General features: G+C 66.0%; 23 protein-coding genes. 16 read left to right on the top strand and 7 right to left on the bottom strand.

The features are described from left to right. Positions 1-18 precede the first annotated feature (18 nt). From MKP08_RS08195 to MKP08_RS08185, 3 genes are read left to right on the top strand one after another with little or no spacing between them, the layout of a single operon-like run. On the top strand, positions 19-462 hold the full coding sequence (locus tag MKP08_RS08195; RefSeq protein WP_241553407.1) for a DUF2231 domain-containing protein: 444 nt from the start codon (positions 19-21) through the stop codon (positions 460-462). Next, on the top strand, positions 459-1,826 hold the full coding sequence (locus MKP08_RS08190; protein ID WP_241553406.1) for a sorbosone dehydrogenase family protein: 1,368 nt from the start codon (positions 459-461) through the stop codon (positions 1,824-1,826). The genes MKP08_RS08195 and MKP08_RS08190 overlap by 4 nt, the downstream gene beginning before the upstream one ends. A gap of 45 nt (positions 1,827-1,871) precedes the next feature. Continuing rightward, positions 1,872-3,443 (top strand): cryptochrome/photolyase family protein, encoded by a 1,572-nt coding sequence (locus tag MKP08_RS08185; RefSeq protein ID WP_241553405.1) that lies wholly within the window; start codon positions 1,872-1,874, stop codon positions 3,441-3,443. 259 nt (positions 3,444-3,702) lie between these two features. On the opposite strand, the gene MKP08_RS08180 is transcribed toward MKP08_RS08185, so the two are convergent. Beyond that, positions 3,703-4,629 carry a CPBP family intramembrane glutamic endopeptidase gene (locus MKP08_RS08180; RefSeq protein WP_241553404.1) on the bottom strand — a complete coding sequence of 309 codons (927 nt, stop codon included), beginning with the start codon at positions 4,627-4,629 and terminating at the stop codon, positions 3,703-3,705. Positions 4,630-4,699: 70 nt separating this feature from the next. After that, complete coding sequence (locus tag MKP08_RS08175) at positions 4,700-5,731, bottom strand: bifunctional transcriptional activator/DNA repair enzyme AdaA (protein WP_241555574.1); 1,032 nt, start codon at positions 5,729-5,731, stop codon at positions 4,700-4,702. Positions 5,732-5,813: 82 nt separating this feature from the next. On the opposite strand from MKP08_RS08175, the gene MKP08_RS08170 reads away from it, so the two are divergent. The 10 genes from MKP08_RS08170 to MKP08_RS08125 all read left to right on the top strand — a co-directional run bounded on the left by MKP08_RS08170 (position 5,814) and on the right by MKP08_RS08125 (position 15,818). Then, a complete protein-coding gene (locus tag MKP08_RS08170; RefSeq protein ID WP_241553403.1) occupies positions 5,814-7,484 on the top strand; it encodes a serine protease in 1,671 nt (556 codons plus the stop codon). A gap of 152 nt (positions 7,485-7,636) precedes the next feature. Beyond that, positions 7,637-8,194, top strand: coding sequence for a F0F1 ATP synthase subunit delta (locus MKP08_RS08165; RefSeq protein WP_241553402.1), 558 nt, complete (start codon positions 7,637-7,639; stop codon positions 8,192-8,194). A 21-nt stretch (positions 8,195-8,215) separates the two neighbouring features. After that, on the top strand, positions 8,216-9,745 hold the full coding sequence (gene atpA / locus MKP08_RS08160) for a F0F1 ATP synthase subunit alpha (RefSeq protein ID WP_215228625.1): 1,530 nt from the start codon (positions 8,216-8,218) through the stop codon (positions 9,743-9,745). Between the two features lie 7 nt (positions 9,746-9,752). Then, on the top strand, positions 9,753-10,046 hold the full coding sequence (locus MKP08_RS08155; protein ID WP_241553401.1) for a putative quinol monooxygenase: 294 nt from the start codon (positions 9,753-9,755) through the stop codon (positions 10,044-10,046). Positions 10,047-10,052: 6 nt separating this feature from the next. Next, positions 10,053-10,934 (top strand): F0F1 ATP synthase subunit gamma, encoded by an 882-nt coding sequence (locus MKP08_RS08150; RefSeq protein WP_241553400.1) that lies wholly within the window; start codon positions 10,053-10,055, stop codon positions 10,932-10,934. A 25-nt stretch (positions 10,935-10,959) separates the two neighbouring features. Next, a complete protein-coding gene (locus MKP08_RS08145; protein WP_241553399.1) occupies positions 10,960-11,307 on the top strand; it encodes a hypothetical protein in 348 nt (115 codons plus the stop codon). A gap of 34 nt (positions 11,308-11,341) precedes the next feature. Next, complete coding sequence (gene atpD / locus MKP08_RS08140; RefSeq protein ID WP_241553398.1) at positions 11,342-12,814, top strand: F0F1 ATP synthase subunit beta; 1,473 nt, start codon at positions 11,342-11,344, stop codon at positions 12,812-12,814. Positions 12,815-12,858: 44 nt separating this feature from the next. Further along, positions 12,859-13,119 carry an ATP synthase F1 subunit epsilon gene (locus tag MKP08_RS08135; RefSeq protein WP_215228628.1) on the top strand — a complete coding sequence of 87 codons (261 nt, stop codon included), beginning with the start codon at positions 12,859-12,861 and terminating at the stop codon, positions 13,117-13,119. Then, the gene (locus MKP08_RS08130) at positions 13,103-13,564 is read left to right on the top strand and encodes a hypothetical protein (RefSeq protein WP_241553397.1); all 462 of its coding nucleotides are present in this window, start codon (positions 13,103-13,105) and stop codon (positions 13,562-13,564) included. Before MKP08_RS08135 ends, MKP08_RS08130 begins: the two co-directional genes overlap by 17 nt. A 64-nt stretch (positions 13,565-13,628) precedes the next feature. Beyond that, a complete protein-coding gene (locus MKP08_RS08125) occupies positions 13,629-15,818 on the top strand; it encodes a prolyl oligopeptidase family protein (RefSeq protein WP_241553396.1) in 2,190 nt (729 codons plus the stop codon). A gap of 118 nt (positions 15,819-15,936) precedes the next feature. On the opposite strand, the gene MKP08_RS08120 is transcribed toward MKP08_RS08125, so the two are convergent. From MKP08_RS08120 to glmU, 3 genes are read right to left on the bottom strand one after another with little or no spacing between them, the layout of a single operon-like run. Next, positions 15,937-16,230 (bottom strand): HNH endonuclease, encoded by a 294-nt coding sequence (locus MKP08_RS08120; RefSeq protein WP_241553395.1) that lies wholly within the window; start codon positions 16,228-16,230, stop codon positions 15,937-15,939. Next, positions 16,208-16,798, bottom strand: coding sequence for a hypothetical protein (locus MKP08_RS08115; protein ID WP_241553394.1), 591 nt, complete (start codon positions 16,796-16,798; stop codon positions 16,208-16,210). The genes MKP08_RS08120 and MKP08_RS08115 overlap by 23 nt, the downstream gene beginning before the upstream one ends. 14 nt (positions 16,799-16,812) lie before the next feature. Then, a complete protein-coding gene (gene glmU / locus MKP08_RS08110; RefSeq protein WP_241555573.1) occupies positions 16,813-18,174 on the bottom strand; it encodes a bifunctional UDP-N-acetylglucosamine diphosphorylase/glucosamine-1-phosphate N-acetyltransferase GlmU in 1,362 nt (453 codons plus the stop codon). Between the two features lie 61 nt (positions 18,175-18,235). Between glmU and MKP08_RS08105 the strand changes: the two genes are divergently transcribed. From MKP08_RS08105 to MKP08_RS08095, 3 genes are all read left to right on the top strand, one after another. Then, the gene (locus MKP08_RS08105; RefSeq protein WP_241553393.1) at positions 18,236-18,940 is read left to right on the top strand and encodes an HAD hydrolase-like protein; all 705 of its coding nucleotides are present in this window, start codon (positions 18,236-18,238) and stop codon (positions 18,938-18,940) included. 121 nt (positions 18,941-19,061) lie between these two features. Beyond that, positions 19,062-19,991: an SDR family NAD(P)-dependent oxidoreductase gene (locus MKP08_RS08100; protein ID WP_241553392.1), complete on the top strand. Its 930-nt coding sequence runs from the start codon at positions 19,062-19,064 to the stop codon at positions 19,989-19,991. 68 nt (positions 19,992-20,059) lie between these two features. Beyond that, positions 20,060-21,235 carry an LPXTG cell wall anchor domain-containing protein gene (locus tag MKP08_RS08095; protein ID WP_241553391.1) on the top strand — a complete coding sequence of 392 codons (1,176 nt, stop codon included), beginning with the start codon at positions 20,060-20,062 and terminating at the stop codon, positions 21,233-21,235. Between the two features lie 36 nt (positions 21,236-21,271). Here the strand turns inward: MKP08_RS08095 and MKP08_RS08090 are convergent, their stop codons facing one another. Both MKP08_RS08090 and epsC read right to left on the bottom strand, forming a co-directional pair. Continuing rightward, complete coding sequence (locus tag MKP08_RS08090; protein WP_215228635.1) at positions 21,272-21,625, bottom strand: DUF2794 domain-containing protein; 354 nt, start codon at positions 21,623-21,625, stop codon at positions 21,272-21,274. Further along, positions 21,625-22,353, bottom strand: coding sequence for a serine O-acetyltransferase EpsC (epsC, locus tag MKP08_RS08085; RefSeq protein ID WP_241555572.1), 729 nt, complete (start codon positions 22,351-22,353; stop codon positions 21,625-21,627). Before epsC ends, MKP08_RS08090 begins: the two co-directional genes overlap by 1 nt. Positions 22,354-22,365 lie beyond the last annotated feature (12 nt).

Here is a 22,365-nt window from a genome sequence, read left to right as displayed (position 1 = left end):
CGAGCCGAAGGAAATCACATGAACCGTTCCGTCTTTCGCCCCACACTGCGCGTGCTGGGGGTGCCCCTCCACGCCATGCTGGTGCCGTTTCCCATCGCCTGCTTCACCGGCGCGCTGCTGACCGATATCGTCTATGCCCAGACCGCGCAGGTCCAGTGGACCAATTTCTCGCAATGGTTTCTCGCGTTCGGCGCGATCGTCGGCGCGATCGCGGGCCTGTTCGGGTTGATCGATTTGCTGGCCGCAGGGCGGACCCGCCCGACGAGCGGCTGGTTTCACTTCGCGCTGATGGCGGTGGTGCTGATCCTGGCCGCGTTCAACAACTTCGTCCATGCGCGCGACGGCTGGACCGGCGTGGTGCCAACCGGGCTGACGCTATCCGCCATTACCGTCGCGGTCATGATCGTCGGCGGGTTTCTGGGCCATCGCATGGCCTATCGCCATATCGGAGAGGTCGCATGATCCGCTCGCTCATCGCAATCGGTGCCCTTCCCTTGTTAGCGCTCGGCGCGTGCTCTCAGGTCGAATTCCCCGCCTCCGATCAGGTCGGCGACGCCAGCGCGGTTAAGCTCCCCGCGGCAGAGCAATATCTGTTTCCGCCGATGAACATCTCCACACCGGTGGGTTGGGAGAAGGGGCAGAAGCCGACGGCACCGAACGGCTTTACGGTTACCCGCTTCGGAGACGACATGGCGCAGCCGCGCAATGTCCTGCCGCTACCCAACGGCGACGTGCTGGTGGCGGAAGCGGGCGGACCGGGTACCGAGCCGGTGCTGCGACCGAAGGACCTGATCTACGGCATCGTCAAAGGCAAGGCGCACAGTTCGAAGAAGCCTGGCATGGACGTGGTGCTGTTGCGCGATGCGAACGGCGATGGCGTCGCCGAACAAAGGACGGTGCTGGCGAAAAACCTGAATTCACCCTTCGGTCTCGCCTACGGTGGGGGGAAGCTTTACGTCGCCGACACCGATGCGGTTCTTACCTGGAATTTCACCCCCGGCCAGACCGCGCTGGCAGGCCCTCCGACCAAGCTGACCGATCTGCCCGGCCCGCCCTACGACCACCACTGGACCAAATCGATCGTGCTCAGTCCCGATGGGAGCACGCTCTATGCCGGCACCGGGTCGAACAGCAATATCGTGGAACGCGGCATGGAGGCGGAGCAGAACCGGGCGCTCATCTGGGAGATTAATCTCCCCAGCGGGGCCAAACGTTCTTACGCGACTGGCCTGCGCAATCCCAACGGCCTCACCTTCAACCCGACGAGCGGCCAGCTATGGACCGTGGTCAACGAGCGCGACGAACTGGGCAATAATCTGGTCCCCGACTACATGACCTCGGTGCGCGAGGGCGCGTTCTATGGCTGGCCCTACAGCTATTACGGCCAGCACGTGGACCCGCGCGTGCGCCCGCAGCGCCCCGATCTGGTGGCGAAGGCGGTGGTGCCCGACTATTCCCTGTCGAGCCACGTTGCGCCGCTCGGCATGGCGTTCGGTCCCGCCGGATTGCCCGGCGGCTATGCCGGCGGTGCATTCGTGGGCGAGCATGGCAGCTGGGATCGCAAGATCTTCAACGGCTACCGCGTCAGCTTTGTGCCCTTCGCCAACGGCCGTCCCGCAGGCAAGGCGCGCGATTTCGTAACCGGCTTCATAACGCCGGATGGCAAGACACACGGTCGACCGGTGGGCGTCGCGTTCGGACCGGACAACGCACTGTATGTCGCAGACGACGTGGGTAATATAGTCTGGCGCATCGCCCCGAGCGGATCGAAAGTCCGCCCGCCTCAGGCTCTGACGACTTCCTCAGGTCACAAACGCGTGGGCTGACGATAGCGGCGGGGCACTGCCTACGCGCTCGCTCGTTCGCTCCGCATGGCCGATACCGACCCGCGCCCCGTCCTCGCCCCCATCCTCGGCGATCAGCTGACCCGCACGCTCGCGAGTCTTCGCGGTCGGACGAAGGATGACACCGTCATCCTGATGATGGAGGTGTGGGACGAGGCGACCTATGTCAGGCATCACAAGCAGAAGATCGTCCTGATCTTTTCCGCCATGCGCCATTTCGCGGCGGAGCTCAGGGATGCGGGCTGGACGGTCGACTATGTGCGCCTGACCGACGCGGACAATTCGGGAAGCTTCACCGGCGAGGTCGCACGGGCCATGGAGCGGCACGATTGCAGCGCGATCCATGTGGTCGAGGCGGGCGAATGGCGCGTGCAGCAGCAGATCGAGGAATGGGCCGGCCGCTTCGACTGCGCGGTCGAGATCCTGGAGGACGACCGCTTCCTGTGCTCGATCGGGAATTTCCGCGAGTGGGCGGAGGATCGCGACACGTTGCGGATGGAGAACTTCTACCGCGAGATGCGACGGAAGACGGGCCTGTTGATGGACGGTGGAAAACCTGTGGGCGATGCGTGGAACTTCGACCACGACAACCGCGAAAGCCCGCGCGACGACATGGACCCGCCGGAGCGGCCGAAGTTCGAACCGGACGAAATCACACGCGATTGCATCGAACTGGTCGAGGACAAGTTCGGCGACCATTTCGGTTCGCTCGAGAACTTCCGATGGCCGGTCACCCGTGACCAGGCGGAGAAGGCCGCCGACGCGTTCTTCGCCGTACGGTTGACCAAGTTCGGTCCCTATCAGGACGCGATGGTCCACGGGCAGGACGATCTCTACCACTCGATGCTGTCGACCAGCCTCAATCTCGGCCTGCTCGATCCGCTGGAGCTGTGCGAGCGCGCGGCGAAGGCTTACGCAGACGGGGAGGCGCCCATCAATTCGGTCGAGGGTTTCATCCGCCAGATCATCGGCTGGCGGGAATATGTCCGCGGCTTCTACTGGTACCACATGCCGCATCTGGAGCGGGCCAACGCGCTCAATGCCCAGCGCGGCCTGCCCGAATTCTACTGGACCGGCGAGACCGACATGCGCTGCATGGCCGATTGCGTGCGCTCGACCCGTGACAACGCCCATGCGCACCATATCCAGCGGCTGATGGTGCTGGGCAATTTCGCGCTGCTGGCGGGCGTCAATCCGCGCGAGGTGCAGGACTGGTACCTGGTCGTCTATGCCGACGCCTACGAATGGGTCGAGCTACCCAATGTCGCGGCCATGATCCTTTACGCAGATGGCGGAAAGCTGGCGAGCAAGCCCTATGCGGCGAGCGGCAATTACATCAACAAGATGTCCGATTACTGCCGGAAATGCACCTACAGCGTGTCGAAGAAGACCGGCGAAGGGGCCTGCCCGTTCAATGCGCTGTACTGGCATTTCATGGACCGGCACCGGGAGCGGCTGGAAAACAACAATCGCGTCGCGCGGGTCTATCAGAACTGGGACCGGATGGGGGAGGAACGGCAAGCGGAATATCTGGAGAGCGCGGAGGCGTTCCTGGACACGCTGACCCCCGCCGATCGCGGCTGGGCGCGGAGCGAGTGAGCCGGTTGAAGCGCCGCACCGGTGGAACGCGAAAATCGATTTTGAAAACTGTGACTTTCCGGGATTTCTCCGTAACCCCATAGGTTTAGCACCCTCACAGCAGCGGCAAAGTGTGACTTTCCGCTGGGGGCATGTTCCAGTGCCACGGCGCTCCGACACGCGGCGGCGCGTCGGGCGGAATCGAACCGGTAAACGTTTGAAAGAGCACAGCGAGCAGTAGCGCCCCCGCCCCGGGTAGGAAACGCCGCCCGCCCTTGCTTCAGCCGGCGACCGCGCGCTCCCGCCGACGCGTCCACCACGGGCGCACCACATGCCCCCGGCGTACGGCGAGCGCGACCAGCCAGACCCCCGCCGCGGTGGCGAGGACCAGCGCGACCACCGACGCCTCCAGCCCGAACATGCCGCCGGAGATCAGGGGCGACCCGACCGGCTGCGCTTCGATCAGGCCCTCCACCGCCTTGCCCGAGACGGGCACGTCCCAGACATAGCCCTGGACGACGTTCCAGCCGAAATGAATGCCCATGGCGAGCCACAAATTGCGGGTGAGCATATAGGCGCCGCCCAGCAGCACCCCCGCCTCCACCGCGATGGCGATCGCCGCCAGCATGGATGCATTGTCGTTCGCGAGATGGACCAGGCCGAACAGCGCGGCGCTGATGGCCAGGGCGAACCAGCTCCCGCCGAATTCCTCCAGAAAGCGGAAGATGATCCCGCGAAACAGGATCTCCTCGAAAAAGGCGGCATGGACCCCGGCGAAGAAGAAGATCATCTCCCAGCTGTCGCCCGTGCCCCAGCCGAGCAGGCGATAGCCGCCCAGCAGCGCGGCGACGCCGACGATCGCGCTCATCAGCGCCCCGGCCCACAGCGCCCCGCGCCACAGATCGTTCGCCCTGCGGTCCAGCGGCAGGTCGTCTCGCGGCCGCTCCCCCAACCGGGCAACGATCAGCTTGTAAGCGGCGAACAGCAGGATGGTTTCGATGACGACCGGCACGGCGTTGGCAACCAATTCGCTGTCGACCTCCCCGAACTGGAGCATGGCCGCCGCCGCGATACCCGTCACGATGACCACGACGACGATGGCGACCAGCATTGCCATCAGCGGAAATTCGAAGATCCGAACCCCAAGCGATTTGCGCGGCTCCACCGACGCGGCCGGTCCCCAGTCTTGCTCTATTCGATCCGTCATGCCCGATCCCTTCCCCGCATAGCTTCGGTGCGCGCTCCGGTCTGTGGACGGGCGCGCAGGGATCGGCAAGTCAGCCGTCCGCTTCTCTGCGCAGCAGTTCGCGCTTGATGTCGGGGCCGTAGGCATAACCGCCCAGCTCGCCGCCGGTGCGGATCACGCGGTGGCAGGGGATCAGCACCGCGACATTGTTGCGTGCATTGGCGCTGCCCGCGGCGCGCACCGCCTGCGGATTGCCCGCCGCCGCCGCGATCTGGGCATAGGTGCGCGTCTCGCCCGCCGGGATTTCGCGCAAGGCCCGCCAGCACGCCTCCTGAAAGGCGGTGCCCTTCACGTCGAGCGGGATGTGGGCGCAATCGCCGGGCGTCTCGACTGCGGCCACCACCTGTTCAAGCAGCTTGGCGAAATCCGCACCGCCCTCCACCAGCTCGGCCCTGGGGAAGCGACGGCGCAGTTCGCCCTCATCCTCATTGAAGGAGAGGCGGCACACACCCTTGTCGGTCGCCGCGACCAGCATGTCGCCCATGCTGGTTGGCACCACCGCCCAGTGGATCGTCACGCCTTCGCCTCCCTTAGCCCATGCGCTCGGTGCCATGCCCAGCCTGCCTTTCGTTTCCTCGTAGAACCGCGAGGGGCCGGAATAGCCCGCCGCGTAGACCGCATCGGTCACGCTGGCGCTTGCCGCCAGCGCGTCTCCCGCCCGTTCCTGCCGCAAGGCGCGCTGGTAGGCTGCGGGGGAAAGGCCGATCGCGCGCTTGAACACGCGCTGGAAATGCGTCGGCGAATAACCGGTCAGCGCGCCCAGTGCGGCAAGGCTTGGGTCCTTCCCGCTCCGTATCGCGTCGATTGCCGCGTGCACCGCGGCCTCGTCGCGCGCGACATCGTCGGGTCGGCAGCGCTTGCAGGCGCGCAGCCCCGCCGCGCGCGCTTCCTCTCCGCTTGCGAAGAAGCGGACATTGGCGCGCGCCGGATGCCGCGCCGCGCAGGACGGGCGGCAATAGATGCCCGTGGACAGGACCCCGGTGACGAAACGCCCATCGAACGCGCGGTCGCGCCGCAGGACCGCATCCCATGCGCTGTCATCGGTGATCGGGCCGTCGTTCATGCACAGTGTGTAGCGCGGGGCGCAGGACACTGCATCCCGCGGCTTGCGATCAAAGCCCGCTATTGCCAAAAGCGCCGCAATCATGCGCGCGCTTCTCGCCTTCCTCGCCTGTCTCCTGCTCGCCATACCCGTGGCGGCACAGGCCGAGCCGGCCGATATCGACGCGGCGGCCCGCGGCGTGGTGCGCGTGGTGCTGGTCGAACAGAGCGGCGACGAGATGCTGCCGGTGATCCACGGAACCGGCTTCGCCGTCTCCTCCGACATGATCGTGACCAATGCGCATGTCGTGCGCGAGGCGATCGGCGACAGCGGATTGCGGATTGGCATCGTGCCGAGCGATGGCGAGGATGCCAGCTATGCCCAGGTAGTCGCCCGCGATACGCGCGCCGACCTCGCCCTCCTAAAGATCGTCGGCCCGCTGCGCTTGCCGCCGCTGACACTCAGCGGCACGCCCCCGCGCGGCAGCGGCGAGGTGACCTCGGTCGGCTATCCGATGAATGTCGATCGGGCGCAGGGACTGACCATGCGCGATATCTTCCGCTCGCAACCCCCGGTGAAGAGCCACGGCTATATCTCGGGCGAGCGCCCCAGCCGCCAGTTCGACACCATCCTGCACACCGCGCCCATCGCGCGCGGCAATTCGGGCGGGCCGCTGCTCGACAATTGCGGGCGGGTGCTGGGCGTGAACAGCTTCGGCTCCGATTCCGAAGGGGCGGATGCGGAGTTCTATTTCGCGGTGTCGGACCGGGAGCTGCTCCCCTTCCTGCGCGCGAACGGCGTGGAGCCGCGCGTCAATTCGTCCGAATGCCGCAGCATGGCCGAACTGGCCGATGCCGAATCGCAGCGCCGGGCGCGCGAGGCGGAGCTCAATCGTGAACAGCTGGCCGCGCAGACGCAGGTGGAGCGCGATCGCCGCGCGCGGGCGCAGATGGAGGCGCTGGTCGGGTTGCAGGGCGATCGCGAGGACCGGCTCGCCCTGGCGATGGTGCTGTTGATGGCGAGCCTCGCCATGGGACTGGTCGCCTACGACCGGCTGCGCCATCCGCGATCCGGCGATGCGCGCCTTGCCGAACGGCGGGATCGCGACGATCCGGACGAACCCGAATATCCTGGGGAGGAAGACAAAGAAGACGACGATACTGCGGGAGTCTTCGCTGCGCCTCCACCCGCGGACGGTGTCGCCCGGGTACTACTAGTCGCGGCGGCACTGGCGGCGATCGGCGCGATGGCGCTCTATGCCACGCGGCCCGGGATGGACGATTTCGACCGGCGGGTGGCCGGGGCGCTGACCACCGGATCGCCTTCCACTTCCGGCAAGGCGGGCGCTGACGCTGGCAGTGGGCACCAGGCGCTGCTGTGTACGCTGGTTCCGGAGCGCAGCCGTATTACCGGGGCACCGGCCGAATCGGTCGCGTTCGACTGGCAGGCGAGCGGCTGCGTCAACGAACGCACGCAATACGGCTTGCGCGCGGGCGAATGGTCGCGGGTGTTCGTCCCCAATCAGGAAGAGGCGGTTTCGGTCAATCGTTTCGACCCCGAATCGCGCACCTATGTCAGCGATCGCTACCTCCTCGCGCGCGATGCGATGCAAAAGGCGCGGGCGCTGCGCGGCCAGTATTCCGCGCCGAAATGCGGTGCGGAGAACGCGGCGGCGAAGCTGGGCGACCTCCAGGGCGCGGTGCTGTCCGGCCTCCCGGCCCAGCCCAACGAGCGGCTGGTCTATCGCTGCGCGCCCGGCGGGGAGGATAAGTGAGCGGTGGATACGACCGCGCGAACCGCGCCCCGACTTGCGCTGCCGGGCACCCGATGCTAGGCGCGCGCCAGCCTTGCCGGGGTGCCTTATGGCTGCCCGTTTCCGGCACAGGCGCAGCATCGTAATTCCGGACCCTAGAGGACGAGAGACGCGTGGAGATTTCCGCCGGTATTCAGGCTAGCCTGGCAGGCCGCTATGCAGCGGCCCTGTTCGAGTTGGCATCAGAGGCAGGCACCGTCACGGCGGTCGAGAGCGATCTCGACAAGCTGCGGGCGGCCCTCGGCGAATCGGCCGAGTTCAGGACGCTGACCACCAACCCCGAAATCTCGCGCAAGGCCGCGGGCAAGGCGGTGTGGGGGGTCGCGGCGCTGCTTGGCCTGACCGAACTGACGCAGAACTTCCTGGGCGTGCTGGCGGAAAACCGCCGCCTGTCCGCCCTGCCCGAGATGATCCGCGCCTTTCGCCAGATCGCCGCCGCCCAACGCGGCGAGGTGACCGCCGAGGTGAAGAGCGCGCACGCCCTGACCGACAGCCAGCTCGAAACGCTGCGGCAGAAACTGACCGCGCGCGAGGGCCGCACCGTGAAGCTGCACACGGAGGTCGATCCCGACCTGCTCGGCGGCCTCGTCGTCACCATCGGATCGAAGCGCATCGACGGCTCGATCCGCACCCGTCTCAACTCCCTCGCCCACGCGATGAAAACCGCCTGATAGGCCCAGAAAGGCTAGCAAATGGATATCCGCGCCGCAGAAATCAGCAAGGTCATCAAGGACCAGATCGCCAGCTTCGGCACCGAGGCCGAAGTCAGCGAAGTCGGCTCCGTCCTCTCGGTGGGTGACGGCATCGCCCGCATCCACGGCCTCGACAAGGTGCAGGCCGGCGAGATGGTGGAATTCTCCAACGGCGTTCAGGGCATGGCGCTGAACCTGGAAGCCGACAATGTCGGCGTCGTGATCTTCGGCTCGGACGCCAACATCAAGGAAGGCGACAGCGTCAAGCGGACCGAGACCATCGTCGACGTTCCCGTCGGCAAGGGCCTGCTGGGCCGCGTGGTCGATGCGCTGGGCAACCCGATCGACGGCAAGGGCCCGATCGAATCGACCGAGCGCCGCCGCGTCGAGGTGAAGGCGCCGGGCATCATCCCGCGCCAGTCGGTGGACGAGCCGGTGCAGTCGGGCCTGAAGGCGATCGACGCGCTGGTCCCGGTCGGCCGCGGCCAGCGCGAGCTGATCATCGGCGACCGCCAAACCGGCAAGTCCGCCGTCGCGATCGATACCTTCATCAACCAGAAGGATGCGCACGCGGGCGATAACGAGAAGGACAAGCTCTACTGCATCTACGTCGCGGTCGGGCAGAAGCGCTCCACCGTCGCGCAGATCGTGCGCCAGCTCGAAGAAAACGGCGCGATGGATTACTCCATCGTCGTCGCCGCCACCGCGTCCGAGCCGGCCCCTCTGCAGTACCTCGCGCCCTATACCGGCTGCGCGATGGGCGAATTCTTCCGCGACAACGGCATGCACGCCGTGATCGTGTACGACGATCTTTCGAAGCAGGCCGTGGCCTATCGCCAGATGTCGCTTCTGCTGCGCCGCCCGCCGGGCCGCGAAGCCTATCCGGGCGACGTGTTCTATCTCCACAGCCGCCTGCTGGAGCGCGCGGCGAAGATGAACGACAGCGAAGGCGGCGGCTCGCTAACCGCGCTGCCGATCATCGAGACGCAGGCGGGCGACGTGTCGGCCTACATCCCGACCAACGTGATCTCGATCACCGACGGCCAGATATTCCTCGAAACCGACCTGTTCTACCAGGGCGTGCGTCCGGCCATCAACGTCGGCCTGTCGGTCAGCCGCGTCGGCGGTGCCGCGCAGACCAAGGCGATGAAGAAGGTCTCGGGCTCGATCAAGCTGGAGCTGGCGCAGTACCGCGAGATGGCGGCCTTCGCGCAGTTCGGCTCGGACCTCGATCCGGCGACGCAGCGCCTGCTCAACCGCGGTGCGCGACTGACCGAGCTGCTCAAGCAGCCGCAGTTTTCGCCCATGCCGTTCGAGGAGCAGACCGTTTCGATCTTCGCCGGCACCAACGGCTATCTCGACAATGTCGCGACCAACCGCGTGACCGAGTACGAAGCGCAGATGCTGAGCTTCATGCGCTCCGAACATGCCGACATCCTCAACGAAATTCGCGAGAGCAAAAAGTTCGAGGGCGAGACGGCGGACAAAACCAAAGCGGCGCTCGACGCGTTCGCCAAGCAGTTCGCCTGATCGAGCGATGAGCTACACCGTCTTCGCCACGATCCCGGTCAAGCCCGAGCATATGGAGGCCGCATGCGATGCGGTGGCTTCCATCGTGCCCGCGACCCGTGCCGAAGACGGTTGCATCGCATTCGAACCGCGTCGCGCGGCGGACGGATCGAGCGCGATCATGATTTTCGAAGAGTGGGCGGATCGATCGGCGTTCGATTTCCACCACGCTCAGGATTACACCAAGGACGTCTTCGCAAAGTACGAGAACTGGCTGCAATCTGCACCCGACCTCGTCGAAGTGAAGCCGCTGGAAGGCTGACAGGATATGGCAAGCCTCAAGGAACTCAAGGGCCGGATCAACTCGGTCAAGTCGACCCAGAAGATCACCAAGGCCAAGCAGATGGTCGCGGCCGCGAAACTGCGCAAGGCGCAGGCGGCGGCCGAGGCCGCGCGCCCCTATGCCGAGCGCCTTTCCGCGGTGATGACCTCGCTCGCGGGCAAGGTGAGCGGCGAAGGCGCGCCCAGGCTGCTCGCCGGGACCGGCTCGACCCAGCGCAACCTGCTGGTCGTGGTCAATACCGACAAGGGCCTGTGCGGCGGTCTCAATGCCAATATCGTGAAGGCGGCGAAGGCGAAGGCACGCGCGCTGATCGCCGAAGGCAAGCAGGTCGAATTCTACCTCGTCGGCAAGAAGGGCCGCGCCCCGATCAAGCGCGATTATGCGGAACGGATCGAGAAGTGGTTCGACACCAGCGAGGTGCGCACCCCCGGCTTCGAACAGGCCGAGGAAATCGCCACCGAGCTGATCGAGATGTTCGAGGCGGGCAAATTCGACGTCGCGCATCTGATCTATCCGATCTTCAAATCCGCGCTGGCGCAGGATCCCACGGTCGACCAGCTGATCCCAGTTCCGGCCGATGAGACCGGGACGGCTGCCGGTGCGGCCTCCGGCGCGGTGGTCGAATACGAGCCCGGCGAGGAGGAAATTCTCGAGGAGCTGCTGCCGCGCTACGTCAAGACGCAGCTGTTCGGCGCGCTGCTGGAACGCGAAGCCTCGGAACAGGGTGCTTCGATGACCGCTATGGACAATGCCACGCGCAATGCGGGCGACCTGATCCAGAAGCTGACCATCCAGTACAACCGCAGCCGCCAGGCCGCGATCACCACCGAACTGATCGAGATCATCGCGGGCGCGGAAGCGCTCTGATCCGCCACCAAGGACCCGAACCAAAGTGAAGACTCTCCTCCCCCTCCTCGCCCTCACCACGCTGTCGGCATCGCTCGCCGCGTGCGGCCAGCAGGAGGCACCCGCCCCGGCCCCGACCCAGACCGCCACCACGCCGGTGCGCGAAAGCCTGTCCCCGCCCAAGCGCGACGACTTCGCCGATGCCTTCGGCAAGGCATGCCCGGAAGCAAAGCCGGTCAACAAGGCGGTCTGCAAATCGGCCGGCATGGGCTCGATCGATTTCATCTGCGATTACGGTTTGGGCGACGACGAATATCTGCGCAACGAAGCCACGCTGACCCAGCAGGACGATGCCTGGGTCATCGCCGATCCCGAGAAAGTCTGCGCCCAGTAAGGCGCGAAACAGCTGCGAGAACAGGACACCTATCATGGCCACCGCACCCGATCTTTCCACCACCAAGCCGAACCTGTCGGGTAACGGCACCATCAGCCAGGTCATCGGCGCCGTCGTCGACGTGCAGTTCGAAGGCGAACTGCCGCCGATCCTGACCGCGCTCGAAACCAAGAACGGCGACACCACGCTGGTTCTCGAGGTCGCGCAGCACCTGGGCGAGAACACCGTTCGCACCATCGCGATGGACGGCACCGACGGCCTGACCCGCGGGCAGGAAGTCGTGAACACCGGCGCGCAGATTTCCGTTCCGGTCGGCCCCAAGACGCTGGGCCGCATCATGAACGTGATCGGCCAGGCAATCGACGAGCGCGGCCCGATCGGCGCGGAGAAGACCGCCCCGATCCATGCCGAGGCCCCCGAATTCATCGACCAGTCGACCGAGGCCGCGATCCTCGTCACCGGCATCAAGGTGATCGACCTGCTCGCGCCCTATGCGCGCGGCGGCAAGATCGGCCTGTTCGGCGGTGCGGGCGTGGGCAAGACCGTGCTGATCCAGGAACTGATCAACAACATCGCGAAGGGTCACGGCGGCGTGTCCGTGTTCGCCGGCGTGGGTGAGCGCACCCGCGAAGGCAACGACCTCTATCACGAGTTCCTCGACGCGGGCGTCATCGCGAAGAACGAGGCCGGCGAAGCGATCTCCGAGGGTTCGAAGGTGGCACTGGTGTTCGGCCAGATGAACGAGCCGCCGGGCGCGCGTGCCCGCGTTGCCCTGTCGGGCCTGACCATGGCGGAATATTTCCGCGACGAGGAAGGCCAGGACGTGCTGTTCTTCGTCGACAACATCTTCCGCTTCACCCAGGCGGGTTCGGAAGTGTCGGCGCTGCTCGGCCGGATCCCGTCGGCGGTGGGCTATCAGCCGACGCTCGCCACCGACATGGGCAATCTGCAGGAACGCATTACCTCCACCAACAAGGGGTCGATCACCTCGGTGCAGGCGATCTACGTGCCCGCGGACGACCTTACCGATCCGGCACCGGCGACCTCCTTCGCCCACCTGGATGCGACCACCACGCTCAGCCGCGCGATTTCGGAGCTGGGCATCTACCCGGCGGTCGATCCGCTCGACTCCACCAGCCGCGTGCTCGAGCCGCGCGTCGTGGGCGAAGAGCACTACAACACCGCCCGCCGCGTTCAGGAAACGCTGCAGAAGTACAAGAGCCTGCAGGACATCATCGCCATTCTCGGCATGGACGAACTGTCGGAAGAGGATAAGCTGACCGTCGCCCGCGCGCGTAAGATCCAGCGCTTCCTCAGCCAGCCGTTCCACGTGGCCGAGGTGTTCACCAACATCCCGGGCGAGTTCGTGCAGATCGAGGACACGATCAAGTCGTTCAAGGCGGTGGTCGAGGGCGAATACGATCACTTGCCCGAGGCCGCGTTCTACATGGTCGGCGGCATCGACCAGGCGGTCGCAAAGGCCAAGAAGCTGGCCGACGAAGCGTAAGAACCACTCCCCTCCCGCCTGCGGGAGGGGACAGGAAAGAGAACATGGCACTGCATTTCGAACTCGTGACCCCGGCCAAGCTGGTCCGCTCCGAAGACGTCCACATGGTGGTCGTCCCCGGCGCGGAGGGTGAATTCGGCGTGCTGGAAGGCCATGCGCCCTTCATGTCGACCATCCGCGACGGCGCGGTGCAGGTGTACAAGACGCAGGGCGGCACGCCGGAAAGCATCGAAGTGCGCGGCGGCTTCGCCGAAGTCGGCGACAAGGGCCTCACCGTCCTTGCGGAGCATGTCGAGGAAGCCTGATCCCGCCGCTCCCGATGCGGAGCGTTGGCTGCGCCGCCTGGCATGCAGCGGCATCGCCACCTTCCTGCTGATCAGCGCGTTCGACATTCATCGCTGGCGAGTCGAGCGGTGGCAGGAATTCGATGCCGCCTTCGCTTTCCTGAAGGGCCATGTTTTCGGCATCCCGCCGGAGCCGGTGTGGCTCTACGCCCTCGCCTTCCCCATCGTCGCGGTGAATTTCGGATGCCATGTGCAGATTCTGCGCGGGCGGCGACGTGGCATCCTGAAACCCTTCGTCGGCAGCGCGCTGGCCATCGCCATCATGCCCCTGTTCGGCTGGCAGGGCGTGATCTATCGCATGATCTGGCCCGATATCCTCAGCTTCGTCGGTTACGGCATCGGCGGTGCCATTGCCGCAATCCTGGCCTTCGGGCTGGTGGAAACGAGCCAGTCCGGCCAAGACTGACCTTGCGTTCTCGTGCCCCCTCGCCATGATCGCGCGACAGGGAATCACGACGGGGACTGAATCGATGAAATTCGTATCCAATCGCGCCATCGCGACTGCGCTGGCGGTGGCGACGCTCGCCGCCGCGCCGCTCGCGGCGCAGAACACCGAGACGGAGAACGCTGCCGCAATGGCCGATACCGATACCGACGCCAAGTTCGAGGCCGAGAACGACCCCTTCATCTGGCTGGAGGAAACGCGCAGTGTACCGGCCCTCACCTGGGTCCGCTCCGAAAACGAGCGGGTCGACCAGACGCTGGGTGCAGACCCGCGCTTCGCCGAACTGAAAGCCGAAGCGCTGGCGATCCTCGACAGCGAAGACCGCATTCCTGGCGTCAGCTTCACGCCGCACGGCCTCGTCAATTTCTGGCAGGACGCGAAGAACCCGCGCGGTATCCTGCGGCTGACGACGCTGGAGAGCTATCGCAGCGAGAAGCCGGAATGGGAAACCATCCTCGACATAGACGCGCTGGCGAAGGCGGAAGGGCGCGAATGGGTGTTCCACGGCATGAGCTGCCTGCCGCCCGCTTCGGACAAATGCATGGTCGCGCTGTCGGACGGCGGCAAGGATGCCGACGAGATGCGCGAGTTCGATTTTCCGACCCGCAGTTTCGTGGACGGCGGCTTCTTCCTGCCCGAGAGCCAGGGCAGCGCGAGCTGGGTCGACGCGGACACGCTGCTGGTCAGCCGCGATTTTGGCGAGGGGACCACGACCGAAAGCCACTACCCCTTCACCACCCGTGAATGGAAGCGCGGCACCGATCTGGCCGCCGCGCCCGAGATCTTTCGCGGCGAACCGAAGGACGTGTCTGCCGGGGCCGCGCTGCTGCGCGATTCGACCGGCACCATCCAGGGCCGCTACGCCTATCGCGGGCTCGACTTCCACGATCGCGCGTATTTCCTGATGGTCGATGGCGAGTGGGTGAAGCTGGACATGCCGGAGAAATCCGGCCTTTTCGGCATCGTCGACGACCACATCCTGTTCAGCACCGATGTCGACTGGACGGTGGGCGGCACCACTTTCCCCGCCGATTCCATCGTCGCGGCGAAGCTCGACGCGTGGAAGGCCGATCCCAACGGCGCGGCGAAGGAACTGGTCTGGGCTCCGGGCGATCGCCAGACCAAGCAGGGCGCGGCGATCACCGCCAATTCGATGTTCGTGAACCTGCTCGACAATGTGCGCGGGCAGGTGCTCAAATTCGATTACGTCGACGGATCGTGGGTGAGCGAGCGTGTGCCCCTGCCCGACAACGCCACGGTGGGCGTCGCGGCGGCCGACGACAACAGCGACCGGATCATGTATTCGGTCACCGATTTCCTCACCCCCTCCACCCTCTATTTCTCCGACGGGACCGACGCGCCGGAAGTGATCAAGACCAGCCCGGCGCGCTTCGACACCGACGGGATGGAGGTCGAACAGTTCGAGGCGACGAGCAAGGACGGGACGAAAATCCCCTACTTCCTCGTCAAGCCGAAGGGGATGGTGATGGACGGCACCACCCCGACGCTGCTGAGCGGCTATGGCGGCTTCCAGATCCCCCGCCTGCCCAGCTATCTCGGCACGACGGGCAAGCTGTGGCTGTCGCGCGGCGGCGCATACGTGCTGGGCAATATGCGCGGCGGCGGCGAGTTCGGCCCGCAATGGCACCAGACCGCGATCCGCGAGAACAAGCAGCGCACCTGGGACGATTTCGAAGCGATCGCCGACGATCTGGTCGCGCGCAAGATCACCAGCCCGAAGCATCTCGGGATCCAGGGCGGCAGCCAGGGCGGCCTGCTGGTCGGCACCGCGTTCACCCAGCGCCCCGACCTCTACAACGCAGCGATCGTGCAGATCCCGTTGTTCGACATGCTGCGCTATTTCGAGATCGGACGCGGAGCGAGCTGGATCGGCGAATATGGCGACCCGCGCATTCCCGAACAGCGCGCCTGGATCGAGCCTTACTCACCCTATCAGAAGCTGGCGTCGGACATCGATTTCCCGACCCCGTTCTTCATCACCAGCACCGCCGACGATCGCACGCACCCCGCCCACGGGCGCAAGGCGGCGGCACGCATGTCGAAGAACGGGCAGGCCTATTACTATTACGAGGACATGACCGGCGGCCATTCGGGCGGCGTCGACAACGACCAGCGCGCGAAGCTGCTGGCGCTGCAGAACGTCTATCTGATGCAACAGCTGATGGACGAGGGCGGCGGCTACAAGGAGGAGTGATAGCGACCGAATTCCGGTTTCGTGGTCCCGGACCCGATCCGGGACCCGGCTTACTTCTGGCGGATTAGTAGGAAGCCCGGCCCCGGCTCGCGGGCCGGGGCGACGAGAATGGTATCGCCTACCGCGTCGGGGCGTGGAAATCGGGCGGCTTGTCCTTCACCCAGGCGATGAACTTCGCGACGCGTTCGTTTTCGAGCAGGCGCGCGCGGTCGGTGCCGAACCGCGCCAGTTCCGCATTGGTGAAATTGGCGTGGATCGCGCGGTGGCAGATCGGGTGGAGGGGCACGGTCTCGCGCCCCTTCTTCGCCTTGGGCACGGTGTGATGCCACTGCAGCCGCCCCGCGATCGGGCGAGCGCACAACCAGCAGGAGAGCGCACCGTCCTTCCCGCTAGTCGAGGCCGTAATAGACATCCTTGCCGACCCCGCCATACGCGTCGCCCGCCATCACATCGACCGAGACTACCTCCCCCGTACATTGCCGGTCGGCCAGGTTCTCGTCTCCACGCACGACCCATACCCCGTCGGTAAATTCGGGCTTGTTGCCATCTTCATCGAAGCCTGTGCGAATGGTGCGGCTGTAAACGATGTAACGCACGTCGCCATTGGCGAACTGGATCTGCGATTCACCGCCACCCGAATAGGCCGTATTGGCGAACCGCCCGCCATCGAGCACGAGCTCCACCTTGTCTGAGCTGCCAAAGCGGTACTGTGCGGTCTTCCGGCCCTGCGCATCGGTGACGCCGCACACCGCGATCCGCTTGCTACCGGCGGTGCAGGCGAACAATTCCTGCTCGTCCTGCGCGCAGGCAACGGAGGTGACCTTGGGCGCGGAGGCTGCCTCCCCGCCCGATGCCCGGTCGCCCGGCGTTGCTACCGGTTCGACCGCGCCTTCCTCGGACGCAGGGCTGACCGGCTCATCCTTTGCCGACTGGGCCGCACCCTGCCCGCAACCTGCGACGAGCAGGGCAGCAACCGTCACCAGCACTCCCCCCCTCATTTCGTCTCCGCCGCCTTCTTGCGCTTCATCGTGTCGTGGAAACGGTCGGCCCAGCCGGGCTTCACGTTCTGGTCCGCGCGCACCAGCCGCAGTTCGCCGTCGCCCACGTCTCGCGTCACCGTGCTGCCCGCGCCGACGATCGCATCGGCACCGATGCGGACAGGGGCGACCAGCGCGCTGTTCGATCCGATGAAGGCGCGCGGGCCGATGGTGGTCTTGTACTTGAAATAGCCGTCGTAATTGCAGGTGATCGTGCCCGCGCCGATATTCGCGCCCGCGCCGATCTCCGCATCGCCGAGATAGCTGAGATGGTTCGCCTTAGCGCCCTCGCCCAGCGTCGCCTTCTTCACCTCCACGAAATTGCCCACCTTGGCATCTCGCTCCAGCACCGCGCCGGGCCGCAGGCGTGCGTAGGGGCCAACCTCGCATCCCTCGCCCACGCGTGCGCCCTCTAGATGGCTGAAGGCGCGGATATGTGCGCCGGCGGCTACCGTGACGCCGGGGCCGAAAACCACGTTCGGCTCCACCGTCACATCGCGGCCCAGCGTGGTGTCGTAGCTGAAGAAGACCGTCTCGGGCGCGCGCAGGGTCGCGCCTTCGGCCATCCAGTGCTCGCGCTGATCCGCCTGCCACTGCGCCTCCGCGCGGGCGAGCTCGGCGCGGCTGTTGATGCCCTGCACCTCCGCCTCGTCCGTTTCGACCAGCGCGCTGACCCGGCCATCCTTTTGAGCGACCATCACGATGTCGGGCAGGTAGTATTCGCCCGCCGCATTGTCGTTGGTCACCCGCGCCAGCAGGCCGAACAGATCCTCGCTGCGCACCGCCATCATGCCCGAATTGCACAGGTCGAGCTGACGCTCGGCGGCGGTCGCGTCCTTAAACTCCACCATCTTGCCGATGGTGCGATCGTCCTCGCTGACGATGCGTCCGTAGGCGCCCGGATCGGCCGCGCGGAAGGCGAGCACCACGCAGGGCGGCGCATCCGCCTCGTGCAGGCGCGCGACCATGCGCCGCATGGTGTCGGCGGTGACGAAGGGCACATCGCCATAGAGGATCAGCACGTCGCCCTCGAAGCCCGCCAGCGCGCTCTCGGCCTGCTGCACCGCGTGGCCGGTGCCCAGTTGCGGTTCCTGGTGCGCGATGGTGGCCCGCTCGCCCAGTTGGGTTTCGATCTGCTCGCGCCCGTGGCCGGTGACGACGACCGTGTGTTGCGGGGCCAGTTCGGCCACCGAAGCCAGCAGATGCTCCAGCATAGGCCTGCCCGCGATGGGTTGCAGCACCTTGTGCAGGTCGGATTTCATGCGCGTACCCTTGCCCGCGGCAAGGACGATCGCGGCGAAGGCGCGTTGCGTAACCATGACCCGCGCAATGCCAGCAATCGCTTGCGGTTTGAAGAACCATCCGTCACCCCGCGCCGCCATGAGTGAAATTACTTTGGACATCCCCTTCGATATCGTCGGCTTCGACCTCGACGGTACGCTGCTCGACACCCATCGCGACCTGAGCGAAGCGGTGAACCACGCGCTGCGCGAAGGGGGCTATCGCCCCGTGCCCGTCGAGGAGATCGAGGGTCTGATCGGCGGCGGGGCCAAGAGGATGCTCGCCCGTGCGATCGAGCGACAGGGCGGCGACATGGCGCGCGAGGCATTCCGCCCGCTCTACAAGAGCCTGCTCGCCTATTACGAGGCGCACAATACGGTCCACACCCGGCCCTATCCGGGCGTGGAGGCCGTGCTGGACGATCTGGCCGCGCGCGGCATCGCGGTGGCGGTCGTGACCAACAAGTTCGAAGGCTTCGCCACGAACATCCTCACGACCCTGGGCCTTGCCGACCGGTTCGGAACGATCATCGGCGGCGACAGCCTCGGGCGCGACGAGGACGGGAATTACCGCGCCAAGCCCATGCCCGATCCGCTGGTCGAAGCGCGGCGGCGCTGCGGCGGCGGGCGAAGCGCCTTCGTGGGCGATTCGAGCTACGATGTCGGCGCGGCGCGCGCGGCGGAGGTACCGGTGATCGTCGCGGGGTACGGCTATTGCGACCGCGCTCCTGCCGAGCTCGGCGGCGATGCGGCGGTGGAACGATTCGCCGATATTCCGGCGGCATTGGCCCGGCTAGGCGGCTGAGCCCTCCGCCTGCCGTTACGGCACGGCGACACGGCCCGCGCCCGGTTGCGCCCAGTCTCGGAACCTGCCACTCCGCGCCCACGTTTTACGTGCACGTAAACTTCAACGGGAGACATCAGGCATGAGCATCGATTTCAAGGACAAGGTCGCCATCGTCACCGGCGCGGGCGGCGGGCTCGGCAAGCAATATGCGCTGGAACTGGCGCGGCGCGGCGCGAAGGTCGTGGTCAACGATCTTGGCGGATCGCGCGACGGCACCGGCCATTCGGACATGGCGCTGGAAGTCGTCGAGGAGATCGAGAAGGCGGGCGGCACCGCAGTCTCGAACGGCGCTTCTGTGACCGAATACGACCAGATGGAAAAGATGATCGCCGACGCGAAGCAGCAATGGGGCGGCGTCCACATCCTGATCAACAACGCCGGCGTCCTGCGCGACAAGAGCTTCGCCAAGATGAGCCCGGAGGATTTCGAGTTTGTGGTGAAGGTCCACCTGCTTGGCAGCGCCTATGCGACCAAGGCCGCGTGGGAAACCTTCCGCGAGCAGTCCTATGGCCGCGTGCTGATGACCGCGTCCTCTACCGGCCTGTTCGGCAATTTCGGCCAGGCCAATTACGGCGCGGCCAAGCTCGGCCTCGCCGGGCTGACCAAGACGCTTCATCTCGAAGGCGCGAAGTACAACATCAAGGTCAATACGCTCAGCCCCGTGGCGGGCACGCGCATGACCGAGGACCTGTTCCCGGAACAGGCGTTCGAACTCTTCGCGCCGGAGAACGTGGTTCCCGCCGCGCTCTTCCTCGTCAGCGAGGATGCGCCCAGCAACGCCATCGTCGGCGCGGGCGCGGGCGGCTATCACAGCGCGTGGACTGTGATGAACGAACCGGTCTGGCTGCCAGAGGGCGAGCGCACGGTCGAGGATTTCGCCAAGCACTGGGACAAGATCGGCGAGTTCAGCAATCTGAAGGCCCCGGAATCGGGTGCCGAGCAGTCCGGCCAGATCCTCGCCGCGATGCAGAAGGTTACAGGCCAGGGCCCCTCCTCCGCACGAGGCTGAGCCGAGCTGTATTGACCAAATAATACACTCGCGGTAAGCCCGTCCCTGAATTTTCAGGGGACGCGGCGATGTATAGCGAGGAAGACATCAATTCGGCGGTCGCCGCGGGGGCATTGACCCCCGAGGCGGCCGCTTCTTTTCGGGCACATATGACGCAGGTGCGCGAAATGCCGCGCGGCGACGAAGAGAACTTCCGCCTGATCAACAGCTTCAACGACATTTTCGTCGCCATCGGCGCGATCATCATGCTGCTCGCGGCTGGCGCGATCGGGCAGCAGATCGCAGGGATCTTCGCCCCCGTCCCTACATATCCGGGCATGACCGGGCAGGATCTCAGCGAGGCGCAGTGGAACACGTGGCAAGCCGCGCAGGGCCTGCGCACCGCGATGAACCTGATCTTCGGCGGTATCCTGGTCGCCGCAACCGCGTGGGGCCTGGCCGAATTCTTCACCCGGCGGCGGCGTATGGCGCTGCCCAGCATCATTCTGCTGCTGGCCTATGTAGGCGCGGTGTTCGCGACTTTCATGGGCATAGGCCTGGCGCTCGGCGGCGAACCGCAAACGGGCGAGGCGGGCGGCATTATTGCCAGCGTCGCCGGGCTCTTCGCAGCGGGAGCCGCTTGGGTGCACTGGCGCCGTTTCATGGTGCCGATCACGGTCGCTGCCGGAGCAGGCGCGATCGCCGTTACCGTCCTTTCGTTCGTCTTCACCCTTCTCGACGCTGCGGGCATGGATCGGCCGTTCGATGCGGTTCTGTGGTTCATCTTCGCCGCCGGACTGGCGATATTCGCCTTTGCGATGCGCTGGGACATGAGCGATCCGGCGCGCACCACACGGCGTAGCGACGTGGCCTTCTGGCTCCACCTGCTCGCCGCCCCTATGCTGGCCCATCCGCTGTTCTATTCGCTCGGCGTGATGGACGGGGGCGATGCGGTCGGCGTGGGCGGCGCGCTGGGCGTGATCGCGGTCTACATACTGTTCGGCGTGGTGGCGCTGGCGGTCGACCGACGCGCGCTGCTGGTCTCCGCCCTCGCCTACGTGCTGGCGGCGCTGACCTTCCTGTTTGACCGGTTCGGGGCGGTGGAGCTGAACTTTGCGCTGACCGCGCTGATCATCGGATCGGCGCTGCTGACGCTCTCCGCCTTCTGGACGCCGATCCGCGGCAAGGTGGTGCGGATGCTGCCGACCGAATGGCGCGACCGCCTGCCGGAGATCGGCGCGCTGCCCGCGACGGCCTCCGCCTGATCGCAGCGACTGGCGCACCGGCCAGCCGCTGGTGCGTCAGTCGTCGATCGCCTTCACCAGCTTGCGCTCCATCGGGGCGAGGACCCCGGCGAGCTCGTGCCCGCGCTTCAGTATCTGGCCGTGCTCGCCGAACAGCGTCCACATGCCCTGCCGATTGCGCAAGGCCGGTCGCTTCTCCACCCGCGCCTGCGGGCGCTCGGCAGTCCGGCGGAATGCGGCGAAGGCGGCGTAATCCTTCGTGAAATCCATCGCGTAGTCCCGCCACTCGCCCGCCGCGACCATGCGCCCGTAAAGGTCCAGGATACGCATCAGCTCGTCCCGGTCGAAGCCGACCTGGCTGGGCTTGCGACCGGGAAAGGCGACCACGGTGCCGCCGGGAACGCTCGCCATCAGCGCCCAGCCCCGCTGCGGCGACCATTCGTCGGATCGTCGCCCCGCGCCGCTTCGCTGTCGGCACGCAGCCGGGCGATCTCGCTCTCCAGCGTGCGCAATTGCACCTCCAGCCCTTCGAGCCGACGGCGACCGTTGCCGGTCGCCAGTTCTTCGCACGGCTCATCGCACGGGGTGCCGTAGGGGATGAACTCGCGCAGCCATTCTTCCGCCGGGACCAGTGTGGAGCGCGCCTTCATCCCGATCATCGTCGCACCGGCGGGCACATCGTCGGTGACCACCGCATTCGCGCCGATGCGCGCGCGTTCGCCGACCACGATCGGGCCGATAACCTGCGCGCCCGAACCGATGATCACGTTGTCCTCTATCGTCGGGTGACGCTTGCCACCAATCCCGTTCGCCGGGTTGGTGCCGCCCAGCGTGACGCATTGATAGATCGTGACGTTGTCGCCGATCACCGCGGTTTCCCCGACCACGGTGAAGCCATGGTCGATGAAGAAATGACGCCCGATCTTCGCGCCCGGGTGGATGTCGATCCCGGTCAGCACGCGCGAAAAATGGTTCACGAAGCGCGCGCAGAAATACATTCGCGCTTCGAATAGCCAGTGCGCGACCCGGTGAAGACCGAGCGCAAGCACGCCGGGATAGAGCAGGATTTCCCACCGCGAACGCGGCGCCGGGTCCCGTTTCTGGATCGAGTCCAGATAATCGACGAGGCCTTTGAACATCATCCTCTCGAA

This window comes from Erythrobacter sp. LQ02-29 (assembly GCF_022576075.2).
Taxonomy (GTDB): Bacteria; Pseudomonadota; Alphaproteobacteria; order Sphingomonadales; family Sphingomonadaceae; genus Alteriqipengyuania.
The sequence above is the reverse complement of the archived record's forward strand: the minus strand, read 5'-3'. Positions and strand labels throughout refer to the sequence as shown.